A 22,207-nucleotide genomic window follows, 5' to 3' on the forward strand; every position below is an offset into this window, starting at 1 on the left:
CACCCGATGCGCGCTCGTATCTATCAGCCCGCCCGCAATGCCATGCAATCCGGGCAAGGCAAGACCAAGCAATGGCATCTCGATTATGCGCCGGCCTCCGCGCGTGACATCGATCCGCTGATGGGCTGGACCTCGTCGCATGACACGCAAACGCAGGTGCGGTTGAAATTCGACAGCAAGGAACATGCGATCGCCTATGCCAAGGAGCATGGCATCGAGTACGTGGTGCAAGAGCCGCACAAACGTCAGCACAACGTGCGTGCGGGCGGTTATGGCGAAAACTTCGCCACCAACAGACGCGCGCCCTGGACCCACTGATCCGGTGCGATACGCTTTGAGACGGCGCCGGTTTTACGGCGCCTCTTTTATGGCCGATATGGCCCAAGCGCGGTCCCTTAGCTCAACTGGATAGAGCAGCTGACTTCTAATCAGCAGGTTTGGGGTTCGAGTCCTCAAGGGATCGCCAATAAAATCAACTGCCAATGACGTCCGACATGGGGATTACGTCTTTGCGACAAAAGTCGGTTTTTTGAACCGGATGTCGGCGGAAGCGGATTCCTAGCTTGCAAGATTTTGGAATGGCTATCGCTCAAGACGACCTTGGCGTATTCACGAATACACTGAATTTCCGTGACGAACCTGAATTGCCCGAAATGAACCTGAGCCTCATTCCGACCGGGCGAGAGATCCTCTCTTCTTACCTTGCCCGTCTTGCCGCTGCCTGGAAAACCGATGCGCCGGAACTGGCCTATGACATGAGCGCGCCGTTCAAACGACTTTTGGATCAGGACGAGGAGGCGCTCGAATCTTTCTCTTATTGGGCAAGCTGTCTCCGGAAGTCATGGACGAGTTGCTGTCCTGGACGGGCTCTCAGAGAACGTTTTGATATCGGAGCGCGCTTGCAGGAGATTGCGGCCGACATTCTGGCGGGGACGTTTGACCAGCCGATGCGGGCACCATCGGCTTAGGATCTACAGTGTCAGCTGTGGCCCAATCCGGCAATTCGAGCTTTGCGCAGGGCAGGGCCGGTCCCAGGCCAAGCCTGCCATTGCCATCTTTAAAATCTGCCCCAGTCTGCGGATCCGAACTCCATGATCTCGACGTTACTCGGTCTCATACGACAACGATAACGACGGAGTTTAGGACCGCATCAGGTCACCGAATGGGCGGGGTCTATGGCGTTGTCAAGACAGCAGTTGCGCATCATATTTATATTACAAGATTACGCTGTAATCTCTTTCGCGCATGCATGAGTCTTTTTCGCGTCACTCTGTGTGCAACGTAGAGAATTTCATCTGATATCTCACCTGATTTACCCATCCCTCAATGCTGAATATGAAAAACCGTTTGTGAGTGCGGTTTGAGATACGGCAGCTGTAGTTGATTTACGGGGGGCGGTATGTGCGGTCGAGACATCCACACAATCTGAGACAGGGAGTGATGAGCGTCAGCTTGAGGAGGATTTGAAATTGTGTCCTTCTGCATGTCGCGCTGATCAACCTTTTGCCGGAAGTTTTGGTCTTGGTCGGATTTCGAGAGGCCAGAATGTTCTGAGTTATGTTTTTACAGGTCGATTTTTGACGTGCCTGGGACAGAGCTTTTTCATGGCAAAAGAGAATGTCGATACGGACATTTGCGACAGGTAAATTCCCGAAATTAGGCATGGACATGAGTTCCCCGACAGGGGCGTGTCAGATGTCATAGCTCAGACGGTTTCTCCAAGCACGTCCACTCTCATCCTGAATCGACCGGTTTTCAGGCCGGTCGATGGCGAGCGGAGAGAGCAGATATGAACACGGGGCTTCAACCCACGGTATCTTTTGACCTCAAGGGGCAAAAGGCAACGTCACTGCGCACGGCGGCAAAATCTATCGTGACTTTTGCGATGTTGTCGCTGGGGGTAGGTTTCTTTGCTCCGGCGAGCGCCAGCGCGCAAAGCTACGACTGGGTTGTCAACGTGACCGATGCAGGTTCGGACCCGACGGTTGCCGGCGGCGACGTGACCTATGACATCACGGTCAACAACAACGCTGCAATGGCCGGTGTCGGAGCGACCCCTGAAACCGTGATCGATCTGGACATTCCGTCGGGTGGCGTGTTGCAGGATGTGACCAACACGACCTGTGATCCGGCTCTTCCGATCACTGGGCCTGCGTCCGTTTCTTGTGTGATCCCGGCTCTGGTCGAGGACGAAACATTTGCCCTTTCTGCGATCGTGACTTCAACAGTTTCGGGGACGATTACCCTGTCGGGCTCCGTTCCGAGTGCCAATGATGTAGCGCCCTCCAACAACAGCTTCTCTGAAACAACGACTATTCTCAGTGGTGCCGATGTCGCTCTTGAGGTGACCGGGCCGACGGAAGCGAATTCCGGCGAGGTGGTCACCTACACGTATACGCTCGACAACAATGGTCCTGACACAGTGACAGAAGCTGTCGTCGAAATCCCGGCGATTACGGGGCTGACGTTCACCTCGGTGCCATCCTATTGTAGTGCCAGCGGCGGTGGGTATCTCTGTACGATCCCGACCGATATTCCGGATGGCGGTACATTTTCTTTCGATGTGACAGGGCAAGTGACCGCGGCGGGCACAGGATCGTCTTTGATCGTCTCCGGGACGGCTGACATCTCCGAGCCTCAGGACCCTCTCACCGATGACAACAGCGCCTCCCTGACCACGCAAATCAGCGACGGCAGCGATGTGCGTTTGACGAAAAGCAACTCTGCACCGGGAACGGTTCTGGTCGGCGATCCGGTTATCTTTACGCTCTCCCCGAGCTTCACAGGCGGGGTGCCCTATGGCCTTGAGATCACGGACATTGTGCCTGCCGCTTATCAGATTGACAGCGTCAACGTGCTGTCCGGCGGGTGGGAGTGCACGATCAGCGGCCAGGATGTGAATTGTACGCGTCTGTCCGACGGGCTTGCGGCGGGCACCAATGTGCCGCTTGGCGACATCTTGATCAACACCACGGCCATCGCGCCGGGCTCTGTCAGCAACAGCGCGACAGTGAGTTCTTCTGGCCCCGAAGATACGAACCTGAGCAACAACACCGACACCGACGGCGGCCGGACCATTGCGGATCCGGTGGTCGATCTGTCCGTGTCCAAAACCGGCCCCAGCCCGGCTCTGGTCGTGGTCGGCAATGAATATGAATTCAACCTACAGACACGGAACACGGGCAATGCCGATTTCTACGGCACGCTTTACATGACGGACAGCCTGCCCGCCGGAATGACTTATACGGGGTATGAGGGCAATGGGTGGACCTGTACGCCAGTGGCGCCGCAGGCCGGGCCGGTCGATGTGGTGTGTGAGCTTGTCTACGAAGCGGGCGTGTCGGGCGCTTTGGCGGCTGGCGACAGCACGCCTGTCGTGGTGATCCGCGCCGAGGCGACACAATCGGGCTCCTTGACAAACACAGCAAGCGTGTCCTCGCCGGAGTATCCCGGTGTCGGCAACTCCTCCAGCTATGAGGTGGGCAGCAGCGCAGAAAGCGCCTCTGCCGACATCACCGTGAATAAGACGGTGGCCGAGGCGACCGTAACCGTGGGTGAGATTCAGACTTATTATATCGAGGTTGTGAACAATGGTTCTGCCGCGTCGGCTAATGTAACCGTGACGGATGCATTGCTGAACCTGATCAACAATCAGGTCGGGGCGACAGACGCCGGTTTGGTGAGCATCTCCGCGCCTTCTGGTGCGGTGTGTGACAGCACGTCGCGCTGGCGGGGCAGGGATCTGACCTGCACATTCGCCGCCCTGCCGGTCTGTACTGCCGGAAGCAATTGCCCGATCATTGAAGTTCAGGTGCGCCCCGGCGGCAATGCCGGTCAACGCAGCAACACGGTTCAGGTTTTGTCGTCGAGCGTGGCCGACCCCGATCTGACCAACAACGACGATACCGTGACCTTCGACGTCGAGGCCCGCACGGATGTGACCGTGACCAAAACCGCGACGCCTGAGACGGCTGTCGTTGGCCAGAACCTCAGCTACGTCGTCACGGCGCTCAACCCGTCGACAGAGTTCTTCCTTAGCAACGCGCCGGATACGACGATTACGGATGTGCTGCCTGATGGACTTATCTTTGTCTCTGCGACGCCAACCGCTGGCAGTTGTTCGACCTTGCCGACCGTCGGAACCGAGACCACATCGGGCAACAATCAGGTTGTCTGTAATCTCGGCACGGTGACGTCCGGCGGTCAACAAGCCGTCGAGATCGTGGTTCAGCCGACGGAGGCGCTGGTCGGTGACGTGCTGGAAAACATCGCGACCGTGAGCACCAGCCTTGACGAAACCGATGACACAAACAACAGCGCCTCTGTCCAGACGACGGTGAACGCGCCCAGCTATGATCTTCAGGTCAACAAGGTCGATAGCATCGACCCGGTGGCAGTGGGTGAGGATGTGACTTATACGGTCACCATCCGTAACAACGGGCCTTCTGCGGCAGAGAACGTCACGATGAACGATCTCATGCCCGCGCAATATCTGAGCTATCAGTCTCATGATGCGGGTACAGGTGTTTGTGGCACAGTGCCGAGCGTTGGCCAAGTCGGCGGCACGCTGAGCTGTAGTTTCGACCGCATCGAAGCGGGCGGGTCTCGTGTGGTGACCATCGTGGCGCAGGGGGTGCAAAAAGGCACCGCGACCAATACGGCGAACCTGACTTCTCCGGGCATCACCAATGGCTACGATCCGCTTCCGGCGAACAACGAAGTGACTGAAAACACCACCGTGCGCACCCGCGCCGATGTCGAGGTTGTCAGCAAGATTGCAAGCAAATCTCCGGTCGAACTTCTTGAGACCTTCGATTTCGTCATCACCGTGCGCAACAACACCGGCTCCGATGGGGGCGTTGTGCTGGCCGAGGCGGATGGGGTCGAGGTGACGGACAGCCTGCCGGCCAATATGGTGCTGGCGGGGACGCCGTCGGTCAATGTGACCTCTGGCTCGGCAACGCTGCAAAGCTGTGACGGGGCCGCAGGCGGCACCAGTTTCACCTGTGAGCTTGGCACGTTCTCAAGCGGGGCTACGGCGGAAATCACGGTTCCCGTCAAAATCACCAGTGTGACCTCCGATCCGCAGAGCTTTACCAACACGGCAGAGATCACCACGACCTCGCTCGACGTCGATCCGAACAACAACGAAAACTCCGGCCCGGTCGATGTCGTGTCTTCTGCGCTCTCTGGCACGGTGTTCCGCGATTTCGATGACAATGGCGATTTCGATACCGACGACACCGGCGTGGCCGGGGTGACGGTGACGGTGACCGGGACGGCCTTTGACGGCACTCCTGTTTCTGCCTCGGCGACGACGGATGCCAATGGCGATTATACCATCGCGAACCTGCCGCGCGGCACCTACACGGTGACACGCGGAAGCGTGAGCGAGACTTATCTCGAAGATAGCCAAGCCATGAGTGGGTCCGAGGGCGGGAGCCCATCTGGCGCCACTGCGATTACGACGATTGATCTGCCGTCCGACACGGATGCCACCGATTACGATTTCACTCTCGTGCCGCAAGCGCGGATCGGGATTGCGAAACGTGTCAGCTCCGGCCCGACTTCTGCGGCGGATGGCTCCTTCACCGTTGGCTTCAGCTTTGTCGTGGAGAACTTCAGCCTTGAGCCGCTCGACACGGTGGTCGTGACGGATGCCCTGTCGGGAGCCGCACCGCTGTTCGGCAGCTATGCGAGCCTGTCCAATCCGGCGACGGATGACATGGTGCGCGGCACCTACACGATCCTCTCCGCTCCGGGCGGCTCCTGTGGCGCGCTGAACGCCGGGTTCAACGGCGAAGGCGATCAGACGCTGGTCTCCGGGGCGACGCTTGCGGCGGGGGCAACCTGTGAGATTTCCCTCTCGCTGCGCGTCCGCCCAGAAGTTCCGCTGCCGAGCGCTCAGGCCTCTGGCGGTGTTTATGAAAACCAGGCGACGGTGACGGGCAATGGTACGTGGACCGGGCAAACGCCGGGTGACAACCCGCTGCTCAGCGATGATTCCGACGACGGCACCGATCCGGACCCGAATGGCAACGGTCGCGCCGATGAGACGGGTGAAAACGACCCGACGCCGGTGACGCCGATCTATGAACCTGCCATCGCGCTGGTGAAATCTGCGACCACGGCGTTCTCCGATCCGCCGGTGCCGGGGGAGGAGATCACCTACAGCTTTGCGATCACCAACACCGGCTCGCAGACCCTGACCGATGTGACGCTCACGGATGCGATGCTTGAAGGTGTGGGGGTTCTGACCGGAAGCCCAATTGCGTCGCTGGCGCCGGGTGCCACAGACGACACCACCTATTCTGCCGTCTATAAATTGACGCAGGAGGACATCGACCGTGGGTATGTGGAAAATACCGCGCTTGTGACCGGCACCGATCCGTTTGACGAGGAGGTGACCGACACCTCCGGCACGTCGCAGGACAACGATACACCGACCACCACGCCGGTGGCGCGCACTGCGGCGATTGAGCTGATCAAAACCGCGGATGCGAGCAACGTGAGCGATCCCTCCGAAGTCGGCGAGATCGTGACCTACAGCTTTACGGTGACCAACACCGGCAACGTGACGCTGACCGATGTGACGCTTGCGGACATCCTTCCGGGGATCGTTTGGGAGACACCGGGCGCCAGCATTGCCGAAATGGCGCCGGGGGCTGTCGATACCGACACGTTCAAGGCGAGCTATGTGCTGACGCAGGCCGATCTGGATGCGGGCCAACTGGTGAATGAGGCGACGGTCACGGCAGACTCGGTTGTCGGCGAGGTCTCGGATACGGACGATGAAACCGTGCCGCTCGGTCAGGCACCGTCGATCGTTCTTGAGAAAACCGTCGACAATTCCGGTCTGACGCAAACCGTCGGGCAGGTGGGCGAGGAGCTTGAATACACGTTCAAGGTCACGAACACGGGCACCGTCACGCTGACGAATGTCACGATCACCGACCCGCTTTTGGGCGCCAATCAGATCAGCGAGGTGATCCCGTCTCTGGCCCCCGGCGAAGAGTACACCTTCACGGAGAAAGGCATTTACGCGATCACTCAGGTTGACATCGACGCGGGCGAAGTGCTCAACACTGCGACTGCGACCGGCACCTATGGTGAGGACGGAAATGGCGGCGATCTGACGGTCGATGACGAAGACGACGCGGTGGCGGAAACCGTCTTCATCGAAGCCATTCCTGAGACGCCTTGGGAGTTCGACACCGACGGTGGCATCACCACCTCGATGCTGGCGTCCGACAAGATCGGTCAGGAGCAGGCGACGCTCGACAATGTGACGATCACGGTCGTGGACAGCGATCCGGCTCTGACGCTCGATCCCTCCACGGGTCTCATCACCCTGTCCGAAGGCAATCCGGCGGGCACTTATGAGGTGACCTATGAGATCTGCCGCATCGACAATCCTTTGGTGTGCGATCAGGCGACGGAAACGGTGATCCAACGTCCGATCAGCGCGATTGAGGCGGTGAAGACGCAGGCGCTGACCGACAACGGCGACGGTGTCGATGGGGTTGGCGATCTGATGACCTACACGATCACGGTCGAGAACCTCGGCAACACCACGGTGAACGATGTGGCGCTCGAGGACACTTTCCTGACGCTGACCACCGGTCAGACGCTGGCCCTCGACAGCGGTCCGACCTTTGTGTCGGCGAGCGAAGGCTCTTCGGAAGGCACGTTGGTGATGGGCGAAACCGCCACTTACACCGCGACCTTTGAGCTGACCATCGAAGCGGTGGACGCAGGCGGGCTGTCGAACCAGATCCTCGCCACGGCGATGCCGGAGTACCCGGACGAATTCACCGAAGACCCGACCGAGGTGAGCGATCTCTCCGACGATGGCGACGATGGCGATGGCAATACCGTGGACGATCCGACGGAATATCCGCTTGAGCCTCTGCTCTATGACAGCGGTCTGGTGCTGCGCAAAACAACGCCGCGTGGCGTGGTGGAGCGCGGGTCCGTGGTGCCCTATACGATCACGGTGACCAATGAGAACCCGCGCACCAGTGGCACGATGGATCTCATGGACGTGCTGCCCGCCGACTTCGTCTATGTCGAAGGGTCTGCGACCTGGGACGGTGAACCGATCGACGTGGTGGTGCAGGGCAAGGTCGTGACCTGGCCCGGCGTCACCGTGCCGCCGCTCACCACCATCGAGGCGACGCTTTCGGCGCGGGTTCTGACCAGCGCGGATGTGGGCGATCACGTGAACCGGGCGCGCCTGCGCGATTCCGACACGCTTGAGCCTCTGTCCCCCGAGGCGACGGCCACCGTGACGATCTTCCCGGAACCGGTGTTCGATTGTGGCGATGTCTACGGCAAGGTGTTCAACGACCTGAACCGGGACGGCTATCAAAACGGTCCGGTCAGCCGGATCGTCGATGAGGACGCGATCTTCAGCGGCAAATACAGCGGCAAGGGCGATGCGCCCGTGGAGCTGGACCGCGAGATCGTCGAGAACGGCATCCCCGCCGTGCGCCTGACCGGTGTCGATGGCACGGTGATCACCACCGATCAATACGGCCGCTTCCATGTGCCCTGTGCGATGCTGCCGGAAGATCGCGGTTCGAACTTTATCCTGAAGCTCGACACCCGTTCGCTGCCGACCGGCTATCGCCTGACCACGGAGAACCCGCGTGTCGTGCGTCTCACGCCCGGCAAGATGACCGAGCTGAACTTCGGTGCGGCGCTGACCCGTGTGGTGCGTGTGGATGTGAATGCGCAGGGCTTCGCGCAAACCGCCTCCGGTCCGAAGATGACGCCTGCGCTCGAAACGGCGCTTGCAGGTCTGGTGCAGCAAATCGCTGGCGAACCCGTGCATCTGCGCATCGCCTATCACCTGCCGGATGAGGCGGGAGCGGATGAGAAACGTCTGGCGCGGCAATCCATGCGACAGGTCGAAAGAGAGCTGCGGGATCTTTGGAGAGAGCCGGGCCGTGTGAAACTGACCATCGAGAAAACCATCGTGAGGGTTGAGCAATGAGGACGCTTGGTATGAGCAGCAAACAGAAAACCTTCACGCGGATTTTGTGCGGCGGATCGGCGATCGCAATCAGCGCCGTTCTGTTGGCGGGGGAGGCGCGGGCGGAAACGCTTTGTGCCGAGGCGCTGGCGCCGCAGCCCGAAGGCTGTGAACGGTCCAATTCCGACGTGGTCGTGACCATGCCGGTGGGCAAGAACACCGAAATGGTGAAGGAAGTGATGGGATCGGATTTCGAAGCTCAGGGCTTTTCGATCTCCATCGACAAGACGCCGGTGGCGGGGGCGATGCCGCCCCCCGATCCACGCCGTCCGGCCGACATCCTGGCGGACAGGGCGGATGTCGACATTCGTTTCGACGGGCTGACGCCGCGCCGGTTGCTCAATGTCTCGACCGAGGATTTGCGCGCCACGTACCGGGCGGGCGAGGCGGTGCGGTTCCGCGCCTCCACCAACTACCCGGCCTATATTGCCCGCGCCGAAGTGCGGGTGATCGACACCACGGGCCGCACCCCACGCACGGTGGCAACTCTGCCGGTGGCGCCCAATGGCACGGTCAATTGGACCATGCCGGAGGACGGGCCGGACGAGATGGTCTATGTGGTGCGCGTCTATGACGCCAAGGGGCGCTACGACGAAACCTGGCCGCTGGAGCTGAACCGCAGCGAAGGCCATTTCGACACGCATGAGACCACCGGCGCGCCGCTGACGGCGGCGGGCGAGGGCGAAGATCGCACCCGCCAACGCGCCATTCCCATCGCGGGCGGCATGGTCACCGTGTCGGGCCGCGCCGATGCCGGTCAGCCGGTGCGCGTCATGGGCGAGACGGTTCCGGTGACGCCTTCCGGCCAATTCCTCGTGAGCCGGATCGTGCCGGCGGGCGAGCGTACGGTGGATGTGGAATTCAGCCGCTACGGGCAGCCGCAACAGATCTCCCGCAGGCTCGAAATTCCGGCGAGCGACTGGCACTATGTGGCCATCGCCGATCTGACCTTCGGGCATCGGATCAAGGACACGGAATCTGAGGCCGACCCGGATTACGAACGCAATTACGCCGAGGGGCGTTTGGCCTATTATGCTTCGGGGATCACCCGCAACGGCTGGTCGGTGACCTCGTCTCTGGACACGGGCGAGGGCGATCTGGAGGACATCTTCCGCCGCCTCGACGAAAAGGACCCGCGCTCGGTGATCGAACGTCTGGACCCAGAGGACCTCTATCCGACCTATGGCGACGACTCGACGAGCTATGACGATACGCCGACCTCGGGCCGGGTGTATCTGCGGCTGGAGAAAGACGACACGCGTCTGACCTGGGGCGACTTCAAGGCGGATGTGTCTGGTGGTGAGTTGTTGTCCAACACACGTTCGCTTTACGGCGCGGAGCTGCGCAGCGCGACGAGTGCCCGCACCGAAGACGGCGAAGCGCGGGTACAGGGGGTGCTTTACGGTGCTCAGCCCGACACTTTGCCGCAGCGCGACATTCTGCGCGGCACCGGCGGTTCGGTCTATTTCCTGACCCGTCAGGACCTCAATGGGGGCTCCGAGACGGTTAAAGTCCAGGTGGTGGACCCCGACACCGGGCGGGTGATCTCGACCGAAACACTTCTGTCTGGCGTGGATTACGAGATCGATTATCTGCAAGGCGTGATCACCCTGACCCAACCTCTGGGATCGTCCAGTTCCGATGGCGGTCTCGTGGGCTCCGGCACTGGCGCCTATGACGTCAATCTGGTGGTGCAATACGAATACACCCCGACCGTCGAGGATGTGGAGGGTTTCTCCTACGGCGGACGTATCGAAGCCTGGGCGACCAACGATCTGCGCCTCGGCTTTACCGCGATGAACGAGACCACCGGCGTGGCCGATCAGCGTATGGCGGCGGTGGATGCCTATTACAAATTCGGCAAATCGAGTTTCCTCGAGGTCGAAGTGGCGGGCACCGACGGGCCGGGGTTCAGCCGCAGCCTGTCGTCGGACGGCGGTCTGACCATCACCGAGGACGGTGTTTCCGGTCTTGAGGATGCGATGGCCTACCGCTTCGACAGCCATGTCGATTTTGCCGATCTCGGCCTGTCCACCGGCGGTTATGCCGAGCTTTATTACGAGCGCAAAGAGGCCGGGTTCTCGACCCTCAACGAGGACATCACCGAGGATCAGACCCTGATCGGGTTGCGCAGCGAGATCGAGGTGTCCGACCGGCTCAGCTTTGGCGTGCGGATCGAGGATTTCGACCGAGACGGTGGCGACAGCAAGGCCGAGGGCGAGCTGGGCGTCTCCTATGATCTGACGGACGCCTGGACCATCGAGGCGGCGCTTGGCCATCTGGATCAGACCACGATCGGCGATCCGACGGAAACCGGGGATCGCACCGATCTGGCGACGCGTCTGAGCTATGCGTTCAGCGATGACACCAAGGTCTGGGTCTTGGGGCAGGCGACGGTGGACCGCTCCGGCGGGCTGGAGCGTGACGACCGTCTGGGCTTTGGTGCGGCCACGCGTCTGGGCGAAAAGGTCAAAGTCTCGGGCGAGGCCTCCGACGGCACCGCAGGCTTTGCGGCCAACGCGCGTCTGGCCTATTCGCCGACCGCCGACAATGAGCTCTATCTCGGCTACACGCTGGACCCGACGCGGACCAATGGCGGCTATGAGCTTGTCGGCGAGGATCGCGGCAAGGTGGTGATGGGCGGGCGCTATCGCCATTCCCAAACCTTCTCGAGCTTTGCCGAAACTTCGATGGATTTCTTCGGCGAACGTCACGCCATGACGGACGCTTACGGGATCACCTATACGCCCAACGCGCGCTGGTCTTTCAGTGGCGCGATGGAAAGCGGCACGGTGCGCGACAAGATCAACGGCGACATCGAACGCGATGCCTATTCCTTCGGGGTGGCCTATACAGACGAGGATCGTCTGCGCGCGCGCGGTCGGTTGGAATATCGCACCGAAAGCGGCGATGGCGTGTCGCAGGATGCCGACACCTGGGCCTTTGCGGGCGGGTTCGAATACCATGTCAGCGAAAGCGCGCGGTGGCTCGGCAATGTCGATGCGCTGATCTCCGACAATGACGACGACAGCTTCCGCGACGGGGAATATGTCGAAGCCAGCCTCGGTTACGGCTTCCGCCCGATCGACAACGAGCGCCTGAACGTGCTGTTCAAATACACCTATCTCTACGACCTTCCGGGTGCGGATCAGGTGACGGCGAACGGCGATACCGAGGGCGACGCGCAGAAAAGCCATGTCCTGTCGATGGATGTCGATTACGACCTGAACCAGCACTTCACGCTGGGCGGCAAATACGGCTACCGCCGGTCCGAGGTCGCCCCACGCGACACGGAGGATTTCAGTTCTTCGACAGCGCATCTCGGCGTTATGCGGCTCGACTGGCACGTCGTTCACAACTGGGATGCGATGGCCGAGGGGCGCGTGATGTATACCGAAGAGAGCGAAACCTATGACACGGGGGCTTTGCTTGGGGTGTATCGCCATGTCGGGAACAATGCGAAAATCGGTGTCGGCTATGAGTGGGGGCAGGTGTCCGAGGACATGACCGATCTCGATTACGAAAGCTCCGGGGTCTTTTTGAACCTGATCGCCAAGTTCTGAGACTGACCTGAGACTGAAAATGCAAAGAGGGGGCCAAGGCCCCCTCTTTTATTCTATGTGCATTCCGGTGCTGAAATGTGTTTTCACAGTATCATCCAAATTGGGGTCTTCAAGCGACCAAGAGCCACAATGCGCGCGAAACAATTGAAGGGGATTGCCGGTCACCTTTTGACAGATCACTTTCGACGGCACGATTTCCCCCAGTCGTGAGAGACTGGTCGTCAATGTGTGGCCAAACAGATATCTGTCAGACTTGAAGCGCGGCAATGACAGGAGCAGCAGGCCCAGATCGGTATCCCCGTCATTCAGTTCAGACATGCGAAGAATTTGGAGGCATCCGGAGTTCAGGAACACGAGCGCGCCATGCTTGTAGGTTTTGATACCGGTTCTCGGCTGACCGTCCTGACGCAGGGCTATCAGGGATTTTGCATAGGTTTTCCCCACTTCCTGATAGATGCGGATCAGGCTGACATGCACGTGGCTCTCTGACGTCGCAGTACGGTGATAGAACAGGTAGTCACCACAATGTTGTGCCAAGGCATGCTCTTCGCGCATCGTGCGCACCATTGCCCGATTAAATGTATTGGCCATTGAAACTTCGAGATCGGTGGTCAGCTTTAGTGACGCACCCGCCACGTATTCGCTGCTTTCGGCGGGCTTGAATAACATGTCCAGCTCGACGTCGAGCGCCTTGGCGATGCGATTAAGCGTATGTGCGGAAGGAATGCTGCTGCCATTCAGATACTTGTTCAACTGCTGACGGTTGATGCCAATGTGATGAGCAGCTTCTGTCAACGTAGGATATTTCCCAAGCAGTAGCCTGAGGTTCTGTGCAATGTTTCGGGATGGCATTGTTTTCTCAGAAAAACAGTTTCGACGTTCTTCGCATCCATTTTGGTATACGAAAATTTTTCGACGAATACAAATGCTTATCGAGGCAGTGTGAGAGGAGCTTGTCTTGAGAGGGGGCGCGGGTCCCCGGGTGCGCGCCTGTTAAATCAAACGAAGGGCTCAATCCAAAGTGGACTACTTTTACGCCGTTCTCATGGACCCGTTTTGCGCCGCCCCAAACAAATGCGCAGCGGATGAGATGCGTTTCGGACTAATATCGAAAGCTCAGATCCTTGCCGACGCTTCTGAAACTCAGGGAGCTTGATCGGGTTGCCTAGGCCGTATGAGCTTTTGGAGACCCTTGCTGAACAAGCGTGCGCCAAAAGCGAGAGCCATGATCACGTTATTCATTGCCTAATGACGGGGTTGTCCAGGCGACCGTCGCCCCGGTTAATCCGTCTCACACGACATCGAAAACGACAGAATTTAGGATCGCATCCGGTCACCGTGCTGGCGGCGCCAATGAGGTGGCTAAGATTTTAGTTGCGCATGATATTTTGGGCATAAGACGACGGTGTAATCTCTTTCGCGTCATTCTGTGCGCCAGATAGAGAATTTCATCGAATATTTTATTTGGTTAACCAATTTCCCAATGCTGATTATGAAAAAACGTTTGTGAGTGCGGTTTCATACACGGAAGCTGTTGTCGATTTGCGGGGGCGACATGATTGTCGGACTATTACTGTTCAGTGCCGTGGTCGGGATCATTGCGGCAACGGCGGCGTTTTTCTTGGGGTTTTCTCTGAGCCAAATTGCTTTGACCTATATTTGCGCAGGCATGATTGCGATGTCTCTCGGGGCAATCTCTGTTGCTGCGATAGAGAAAATTAAATCTCGAAAACGCGATTGTTAAATCCCTTATTTAGAGTCGGTTTTTTGTCATTTGTCGAATGACAAGGACGTCTCTTTTGTCTGACGTCAGCACCTGTGGGGCAGATTTGAGGATTTGAACAAGAAACCCGGAGCATCGAAAGATGCAGCTGACAAGCTGGTCAAAACCTGCGCTGCAAGCCCCGCAAGACCTACGCGGCGGAGGAGAGGAACCGCATTGTTTTGGCGGGCCTTCGTGGCGAGCAAAGCATCTCGGCGCTGTGTCGCCGCGAGGGGGGGCGGAGAGCCTGTATTCCACTTGGTCGAAGGAATTGCAGTCAGAGGCCGTGGCTCGGACGGAATGCGTGGCCGATTGCGCCTTGGAAAACCCTCTGTTCAAAAAAGCATGACAGGGGCTGGTATTATCTCAGTACTATTCTGGCTGATTGCAGCCGCGCCCGCCATTGGTCCGTGGACAATGGTCGAGTGACACGATCGAGCTGGCCCTGACGGCATCGGGCTGTGGTCAGGCGGTTGTACGCCAGTGCATCACAAATCAGCACGCCCGCCAACCAGAGGTCAGCGGGCGTTGGTTTTTTCGTCTTGCGGAGCATTCCCGATCAGAAGGTGAAGGCAACCTCGAAGGACAGGCCGTAGCTGGACACATCCGTGTCCCCGCCCAGACCATCGACAAAGGCGGAGCCGGAGGACCGGACACCTTGTCCGTTGTCATAGCTCAGGCCGATGTCCATGCGGCCACGGTGACCTTCTTCTTCCGTGATATACGCGCTGGCGGCGCCGCTGCCCTTGGTGTGGCTATAGATCCCGGAAATCCCGAAATCGAGCATCAGATCGCCTTCGGGCACAAAGATAGGCACCTCGAAATCCAAGCCTACGGCAAGCTCGGTGAGGGTCACCTTTTGCTCAGGCACGACCGTGCCGCCACTGACATAGGCGTTCTGGGAATCGCTGACATGGCTTAGGGTCAGATTGGGTATGAGGGTCCAGCCCTTGTCCATCTCGACACGCCCCTGTGCCCCCAATGAGGCCAGCATACGGTCCCCCGTGAAGCTGCCGGTTTGACCGGTGGAGAGGGTGATGTCGTTGTCGGTCTCGCCGAACAACAGTCGGCCATCGACAAAGAACGGATGATCGCCGATCTGGGAGGCAAAATACGGGCCGACGAGCCAACCGGTGCCCTCAACCTTGGTGCCTTGCGAGTCCTCCTGTTCCGCCATGTCATATTGCACCATCGCGCCGAGGATTGCGCCCGAGGACAGCTTCGTGTGGTAGCCGAAAGACGCGAGGCCGTAGCTCATGTCCTCGGTGTCGCTGTCCGACCAGGACCCGGACACCGCCATCCAGAACGGACCGTTTCCGCGGGAACTGAGCGCGAACTCACCGCCGCCGCGCGAGACGCTGACGGAGGCATTGCCCCCGTTCTGACCGGTGACAAAACGGGAGACGTCCGGTTGGTTCTGGATCAGGCTGCGCGCACGGGCTTGCAAAAACTGCGCGATCGCTTCGCTTTGCTCCGCCGAGGTGTCGAGCTGCGCGATGGCCGAGGCCGCCACGGACAGTTCGCCCGTCATGTCACGCGCGGCGCCGTCCGCCACCGAGACGGTGACATCGCCGTGATCGTCCGGCGTGATGGGGGCCGAATAGACCGATCCGCTCCCCGTGAGCGCGCCCATCGTCGCGTTGGTGAGGGACACATCCGACGCCTCGAAGCCGGTGACATTCTCGGTGAAGGTGAAGGTCGCGACGAAGGTCTCGCCTCGTGTGATCGTCCCCGGAACGCCCGAGATTGTCAGACCCGGCGCAACGCCGTCGGGCACGACGGAAATGATATTCGAGGCGACGTTGGTATTGTCCGCCGCGTCGAGCACCGTGTTTGCACCAAGCTGGATGGACTGAGCGAAATCCGTCCCCGTGGCTTGCATTGTGTAGGTGTCGCCGCTGCCCGAGAGCGAGGCCAGATCGACATTCGTGGTGACGAAATCGCTCAGGTCCAGACCGGTCACATCCTCGTCGAACGTGATTGTCACCGTGTAGGGCGTTCCCGGAAAGTCCGGTGTTGCCGTCAATGTCGGCGTCGGATCGGTCAGATCGGCGGTGTTGGTGACAGCCGTTGCCGCCGTGTTGCCGAGACCGGACAGATCCGTCACGGCATTTTCGGCGAAATTGACCGTCACGGTGCCGTCTGTGTCGGGCGTGATCGTCGCCGTGTAGATGGTCGCACTGGATTGTTGCAGGTCGGAGGCCACGCCATTGGTGACAGAAATGTTGCCCAAGGCCAGCCCGGTCACCTCTTCGGAGAAGGTGATCGTCAGCGTGAAGGGCGCGTTCACCAGACCGGACGGCACATCAAGCGTCACCGTCGGGCGGGTGATATCCGCCGTGGCGCTTGCCGTGTTGGAGGCGATGTTGTCGTTGCCCGCCGCATCGGTCGCGACACTTGCGGGGACAGACACGGTGACCGTGCCGTCGGCGTCGGGCGTGATCGTCGCCGTATAGAGCTGCGCGGAGGCGGCTTGCAGGTCAGAGGCGGTGCCGTTCGTCACGGTGATCCCGCCGAGCGAGAACCCGGTCACATCCTCGTCGAAACTGATCGAAGCCGTGTAAGGCTGGCCCGGACCGTTGTCGATCAAACTGACCGTCGGGGTCGGGTCGGTCAGATCGGCGGTGGTGCTGACGGCCGTTGCCGCCTCATTGCCGAAACCGGCCGCGTCCGTCACGAGGTTCTCGGCGAAACTGACCGTCACGGTGCCGTCCGACGTTGGCGTGATCGTCGCTGTGTAAACGGTCGTGCTGGTTTGCTGCAAATTCGAGGCTGCACCATTGCTGACCGAAATATTGCCCAAAGTCACCGCGCTCACCTCCTCGGAGAAGGTCATCGTCAGCGTGAAGGGGGCGTTCACCAGACCGCTCGGCACATCGAGCGCCACCGTCGGATGGGTCACATCCGCCGTGGTGCTCACCGTGTTGGAGACGGTGTTGCCATTGCCTGCCGCATCCGTGGCCGCGCTTGCGGGGACAGACACGGTGACCGTGCCGTCGGCATCGGGCGTCACGGTGGCCGTGTAGACCTGTGCCGAGACGGTTTGAAGATTCGAGGCCGTGCCGTTCACAACGGTGAAATCGCCAAGCGCAAATCCGGTCATGTCCTCATCGAAGGTCACGGTCACATCGAAGGGGCCGCTCACCTCGGAGGGGATCGCGGAAAGCACAGCGCTCGGCGCCGTCACATCGCGCGTGCCGCTGAGCGTTGCCCCGGTTCCGGAATTGCCGACCTGGTCAACAGCGGCGGCATCCGCAACAGCGACTTGAAACGCACCTGTCGAGCTGAGGGTCAGATCGGCGGTATAGGTCGACCCGCTGCCGCTGAAATTCGAAAACGACCCGGTGCCCGAGCTGAGGGTCAGATCGCTCACGTCGAAACCGGTCACGATTTCGGAAAAGGTGAAGGTGAGCGGGATCACGGAACTGTTGGTCGGGAAAGAGGATGAAGAGATGATCGACATCGTCGGGCCCACATTGTCAATGTAGTAGCGCTCAGTGGCACCAATCACTGTGAAATCGGTCATGGCGTTGCCCGCCGTGTCGGTGATGGTGGCAGTGCTGCGTGGAGCAAGCCACACACTGCGTGTGCCGTCGGTCTCCGGATAACTAAACCTTACCGTATACCGATAAGCGTTGGGTGAAACGCGAGATGCAGTATAGAATGTAATAGCGAGACCGCTAAGACTGGTGAAGACGTTAAAATCAGCAAGGTTTATGTCAGAGATGTCTTCGGTGAAGGTGATCTCCCATGTAAGTTCCGTGTCGTTGGTATATTCGTCCGAAGGATCATAGCGGGTGATCGATTGGATGCGTGGCGGCGTTGTATCCGTCGCCTGCGCCTTGGCTGTCTCCGTGAGTGCTGTGATGCAACAGAGCGCAATCAAAGCCAGTGACATGTGTTTTAGAAAACGTCGTGCGGTCATTTTCTTTACCCCATAAAACTGGGGCATGAAGAACAAACAACATACCCCAACGGCGACGCAATCTTTCGATCACGCCACAGACATTGGGCCAGTTGCTTGCGACGGGGGTGCACATAATGCGCACCCGGATCTTCCCGAAACCGACATCTTACCGGTGAGGCCATTTACACCGGAGGTTCTCAAGCGTCGCCAAAATCCACTTTTGAGGACAGGAGAGAAAGCACTTGTTGATCTGTTTCAGGAAATCGCTGTTTTGTGCTGCGTTTTGGTCACAGCTTTCGAAACCGCACAGACTGTTTCTGCCACTGGACTGCTGAATTTGAACGATTTTGCGTCACGGCCTTCAATCCGGTCTGTTCTTACGCAGCGGCCGCCGAGGTGGTTATTTTGCTATGAGCCGCATGGTCAAAGACGCAGCACCGTTTTGGATCTCGAAAAGGCGGTCTATGTTCGGATGTGCGCCGGGTCGGTTTCGCGCGTCCTCGGTATGTTCCGCAAAGACAGCCAGCCCGTGTGCCGCAGCTTCGGCATTCAGAACCCCATAGGTCTCGAACAGATATTGGTAGACCGCCAAGGACCCTTGCTTGCCCGGTTGGTTCTCGATGGACGCGACCATATCGCCTGCGGCATCCACCATCTCCAATCTTTCGATCCCGTCAATGGACGGCAGGTTCTGAAGGTTCTCCTTAAACGAGGAAACGGGCTGAATCATCGGTCTGTCCTTTCAATTGCTCTTCCGACCCGCCCATATCAAACCAAAGACCGCCACGCCAAGGTCGCAAAGTCGCCATGGCAAAATTGGATCAGCACATCGGCCCCTTCACGTCTGAAGCGGCAACGCATGTCAGGATCGGGGAAGCCGATCTACAGCGAAGCCCAACCCAGAGAATGCCACAAAGGGCCGTCATAATTCATGACGAAACCGCGTCATAACGAGGCTTCTGGCCTTGCTCACCGCCCTGCGCAGATCACCTCCCTGACCAAGTGTGACAGCGATGGCACTGGCCATTTGACATCCGGTTCCCCGAAGCGAGAACCCGTACCGGGGGCCGCGGAAAATCTGACGTTTTTCGGTCTGAATATAAAGCCTGTCTTCGCAGAATGTTTCGGCCTCGTCATGCCCTCCCTTCACCAAAACCGCTCTGCAACCGCGGGTCATGAGCGCCTCTGCGCATGTGGCCTCATCGCACTCATCCTTGAGCCCCAGCCGGGAGGACAGCATCCGGAGTTCCGGCAGATTGGGGGTAAGAAGCGTCGTGCGCGGGAGGAGATCCGTCAGAAGCGCCTCCATGCCCGCGCCGTCAAGTAATGCGCGCCCCGAGGTTGAGGCGAGCACAGGGTCCAGCACAAGTGGAGCCGCGGGCAGGCTCTGTGCCACCGCGGAGACAATCTGCGCGGAGCCGAGCATCCCGATCTTGACCGCATCCACGCCGGAAGCCCCCTTCACTTGTTCCGCAACGAGTTCGGGTGACATCATCTGGACCGCGCTGACGCAGGCATCTGTTTGGGCTGTGACAGCCGTCACTGCGACACAGGTCTCGGCCCCCATGCCCGCGACCGTGGCGATGTCGCGGGCCAGACCGGCCCCGCCGCTGGAATCCGTTCCTCCGATCAGAAGCACCCGCACGGTCATGCGCCCACCGCACAGATCACGATCCGGCGATGGCCGCTGTCATCCGCCAAATCTCTTGCCGCACGCCATGCCCGCAGACCGCTTGCACAGAGGAAAACCACGCGTCGATCCGGGGCGGGGCCTAGCTGCGCCGGATCTATGATGTCGTTCTTCCGCAGATCGACAAGAAGGTCATCCTTTTCGATTTGCCCATGCGCGATGATCTTGGGGAAAATCTCGTCGGGTTCGTGTGCCCCGTCAAAGCTGAATTGCGAGATGCGCCAGGTCGCGAAGTCGACCGACAGCACCTTGCCGAGCGGCGAAGGCGCGTGATGCAAGAGGATCGAGAGGGCCATCTGTGCCTGCATCGCGCCGAGAGTGGCAACAGCCGGGCCCATCACCCCATCCGTCGCGCAGTTTGCGGCAACGGCGGGAGGGTCCGGGAACACGGCGCGCAGGCTGGGCGATTTGCCGCAAAAGCCGCCGACATATCCCCGACGCCCCAGCACAGACGCGCTCACCAGAGGTTTGACGGCGGTCTGACAGAGGTCGGAAAGCGCATAGCTCACCGCAAAACTGTCGGCGGCATCGATCACCAGATCGGCCCTGTCGATTTCGCGCTGCGCCGCGACCGGATCGAGCCGCGCTACGTTTGCCTGCACATGGCAGTCGGGATTGAGCGCTTTCAGATGTCGCGCGGCGATTTCTGCTTTGGGCTGACCTAGGTCGTCCATGCGGTAGAGCGTTTGGCGATGCAGATTGTGAACCTCGACCACGTCGGGATCATAGAGGGTGATCGATCCCACACCAGCCCCGACCAAGAGCGGCAAAAGCGCGGACCCCAGCCCGCCAGCTCCAGCCACCAGAACCTTTGCTGCGGTGAGATGCGCCTGACCTTCGGCGCCAATCTCCGGCAGGCTGATCTGTCTGGCATAGCGGTTCATCTGACATACTCCCGCGTCGCTTTGATCCACTCTGCGCAGCGTGCCTCGGGGTCGGGCGCGGTGGCAATGTCGGTCACGACGGCGGCGCTGTCCGCCCCCGCTTCGAACAGGCCGGGCAGGCGCTCGGGCGTCAACCCGCCGATGCCGACGAGCGGAGTGTCTCCGGCGGCTTTCTTCCACGCCCGCACCCGGTCCAGCCCCTGCGGCCCCCATTTCATTTTCTTCAGAAGCGTCGGATAGACCGGCCCCAAGGCGACATAAGCCGGATCATGCGAGAGGGCACGGTCAAGCTCCGCTTCGTCATGGGTGGAGAGGCCAATGCGGATACCGGCGCGGCGCAAAGCGGGGAAATCGGCGGTGTCCATGTCCTCTTGCCCAAGATGGACGAAGGAACAGTTGAGATCGAGCGCCATTTGCCAATGGTCATTCACCACAAGCTGGGCGCGATGCACCGCGCAAAAATCGCGAGCGCGTCGGATTTGGCGATGCACTTCCTCCTCAGGCTGATCCTTGATCCGAAGTTGCACGAGGCGCACGCCCTGCGGGACAAGCAATTCGAGCTGCCCGACATGACCGGTGATGAGATAAAACGGATCGAGGGTCATGCCAAAAGCTCCGCCATGCCAAAGATGGGGGTTGAGGCCTCAGCCATATCGCGGCGCGGCATGAGGCCCGCATCATAGGCTTGATGCCCGGCGGCAATGGCGCGGGAAAACGCTTCAGCCATCGCGACGGGATCGAGCGCCTTGGCAACGGCGGTGTTCAGGAGCACGGCATCGAACCCCATCTCCATCGCCTGCGCAGCCTGAGACGGCGCGCCGATCCCGGCGTCGATCACCAGAGGCACATCGCGGAAATGCGCCCGCATGCTCCGTAGCCCCTCGATGTTGCGCAACCCTTGGCCGGAGCCAATCGGCGCGCCCCAGGGCATGAGCAGACGACATCCGGCCTCGATCAGCTTTTCACCGACGATCAGGTCTTCGGTCGTGTAAGGGAACACCTCGAACCCGTCGGCACAGAGGATGCGGGCGGCTTCGACCAGTGCGAAAGGATCGGGTTGCAGCGTATCGGCATGGCCGATCACTTCGAGTTTGATCCAAGAGGTCCCGAACAGCTCACGCGCCATATGGGCGGTGGTGACCGCCTCACGCACGGTATGACAGCCCGCGGTGTTGGGCAGGATGCGACAGCCGCTGTCTTTGAGGATGGCGCGAAAATCCGCACCTCCCGCGCCTTCGCGGCGCAGCGAGACGGTAATGACCTCTGTCCCGGAGGCAGCGATGGCTGCGCGCAAAATCTCGGGGGAGGGATATTGCGCCGTGCCGAGCATCAGGCGGTTTTTCAAAGGAATGTCGTAAAACATG

The 22,207-nt window shown here is 59.9% G+C and carries 11 protein-coding genes and 1 tRNA gene; 5 read left to right on the forward strand and 7 right to left on the reverse strand.

Going from position 1 to position 22,207, the window contains the following annotated elements; translation table 11 throughout:
- Positions 1-6: 6 nt before the first annotated feature.
- The 5 genes from V1471_RS18665 (at position 7) to V1471_RS18685 (ending at position 12,600) form a co-directional block, all read left to right on the forward strand.
- Positions 7-318, forward strand: a complete 312-nt coding sequence (locus V1471_RS18665) for an ETC complex I subunit (protein WP_066706626.1) — start codon at positions 7-9, stop codon at positions 316-318.
- A 71-nt stretch (positions 319-389) separates the two neighbouring features.
- Positions 390-466: transfer RNA gene (locus V1471_RS18670), tRNA-Arg, on the forward strand.
- A gap of 112 nt (positions 467-578) precedes the next feature.
- Positions 579-968 (forward strand): hypothetical protein, encoded by a 390-nt coding sequence (locus V1471_RS18675; RefSeq protein WP_434290791.1) that lies wholly within the window; start codon positions 579-581, stop codon positions 966-968.
- An 821-nt stretch (positions 969-1,789) separates the two neighbouring features.
- Entirely contained in the window at positions 1,790-8,998 is a 7,209-nt protein-coding gene (locus V1471_RS18680) for a DUF7507 domain-containing protein (RefSeq protein WP_434290793.1), read from the forward strand.
- Positions 8,999-9,009: 11 nt separating this feature from the next.
- Positions 9,010-12,600 (forward strand): hypothetical protein, encoded by a 3,591-nt coding sequence (locus tag V1471_RS18685; RefSeq protein ID WP_434290795.1) that lies wholly within the window; start codon positions 9,010-9,012, stop codon positions 12,598-12,600.
- Between the two features lie 48 nt (positions 12,601-12,648).
- Here V1471_RS18685 and V1471_RS18690 read toward each other — a convergent pair whose 3' ends face one another.
- From V1471_RS18690 to V1471_RS18720, 7 genes are all read right to left on the reverse strand, one after another.
- On the reverse strand, positions 12,649-13,395 hold the full coding sequence (locus V1471_RS18690; RefSeq protein WP_434290797.1) for a helix-turn-helix domain-containing protein: 747 nt from the start codon (positions 13,393-13,395) through the stop codon (positions 12,649-12,651).
- A 1,526-nt stretch (positions 13,396-14,921) separates the two neighbouring features.
- A complete protein-coding gene (locus tag V1471_RS18695) occupies positions 14,922-18,287 on the reverse strand; it encodes an Ig-like domain-containing protein (RefSeq protein ID WP_434290799.1) in 3,366 nt (1,121 codons plus the stop codon).
- A 382-nt stretch (positions 18,288-18,669) separates the two neighbouring features.
- Positions 18,670-18,999 carry a DUF2322 family protein gene (locus V1471_RS18700; RefSeq protein WP_434290801.1) on the reverse strand — a complete coding sequence of 110 codons (330 nt, stop codon included), beginning with the start codon at positions 18,997-18,999 and terminating at the stop codon, positions 18,670-18,672.
- Between the two features lie 192 nt (positions 19,000-19,191).
- A complete protein-coding gene (gene thiD, locus V1471_RS18705) occupies positions 19,192-19,920 on the reverse strand; it encodes a bifunctional hydroxymethylpyrimidine kinase/phosphomethylpyrimidine kinase (protein WP_434290803.1) in 729 nt (242 codons plus the stop codon).
- On the reverse strand, positions 19,917-20,843 hold the full coding sequence (locus V1471_RS18710) for a ThiF family adenylyltransferase (protein ID WP_434290805.1): 927 nt from the start codon (positions 20,841-20,843) through the stop codon (positions 19,917-19,919). Before V1471_RS18710 ends, thiD begins: the two co-directional genes overlap by 4 nt.
- Positions 20,840-21,448 carry a thiamine phosphate synthase gene (locus V1471_RS18715; RefSeq protein WP_434290807.1) on the reverse strand — a complete coding sequence of 203 codons (609 nt, stop codon included), beginning with the start codon at positions 21,446-21,448 and terminating at the stop codon, positions 20,840-20,842. The genes V1471_RS18710 and V1471_RS18715 overlap by 4 nt, the downstream gene beginning before the upstream one ends.
- Positions 21,445-22,206, reverse strand: a complete 762-nt coding sequence (locus tag V1471_RS18720) for a thiazole synthase (RefSeq protein ID WP_434290808.1) — start codon at positions 22,204-22,206, stop codon at positions 21,445-21,447. Before V1471_RS18720 ends, V1471_RS18715 begins: the two co-directional genes overlap by 4 nt.
- Between the last annotated feature and the right edge of the window lies 1 nt (position 22,207).

It is taken from the genome of Celeribacter sp. SCSIO 80788 (genome assembly GCF_051054295.1).
Taxonomy (GTDB): Bacteria; Pseudomonadota; Alphaproteobacteria; order Rhodobacterales; family Rhodobacteraceae; genus Celeribacter.

Bases quoted from the DNA above. Each gene is read 5' to 3' on its own strand.
- V1471_RS18665 (WP_066706626.1), top strand. From the start codon at position 7: ATGCGCGCTCGTATCTATCAGCCCGCCCGCAATGCCATGCAATCCGGG.
- V1471_RS18675 (WP_434290791.1), top strand. From the start codon at position 579: ATGGCTATCGCTCAAGACGACCTTGGCGTATTCACGAATACACTGAAT.
- V1471_RS18680 (WP_434290793.1), top strand. From the start codon at position 1,790: ATGAACACGGGGCTTCAACCCACGGTATCTTTTGACCTCAAGGGGCAA.
- V1471_RS18685 (WP_434290795.1), top strand. From the start codon at position 9,010: ATGAGCAGCAAACAGAAAACCTTCACGCGGATTTTGTGCGGCGGATCG.
- V1471_RS18695 (WP_434290799.1), bottom strand. From the start codon at position 18,287: ATGACCGCACGACGTTTTCTAAAACACATGTCACTGGCTTTGATTGCG.
- V1471_RS18700 (WP_434290801.1), bottom strand. From the start codon at position 18,999: ATGATTCAGCCCGTTTCCTCGTTTAAGGAGAACCTTCAGAACCTGCCG.
- thiD (WP_434290803.1), bottom strand. From the start codon at position 19,920: ATGACCGTGCGGGTGCTTCTGATCGGAGGAACGGATTCCAGCGGCGGG.
- V1471_RS18710 (WP_434290805.1), bottom strand. From the start codon at position 20,843: ATGAACCGCTATGCCAGACAGATCAGCCTGCCGGAGATTGGCGCCGAA.
- V1471_RS18715 (WP_434290807.1), bottom strand. From the start codon at position 21,448: ATGACCCTCGATCCGTTTTATCTCATCACCGGTCATGTCGGGCAGCTC.
- V1471_RS18720 (WP_434290808.1), bottom strand. From the start codon at position 22,206: ATGTTTTACGACATTCCTTTGAAAAACCGCCTGATGCTCGGCACGGCG.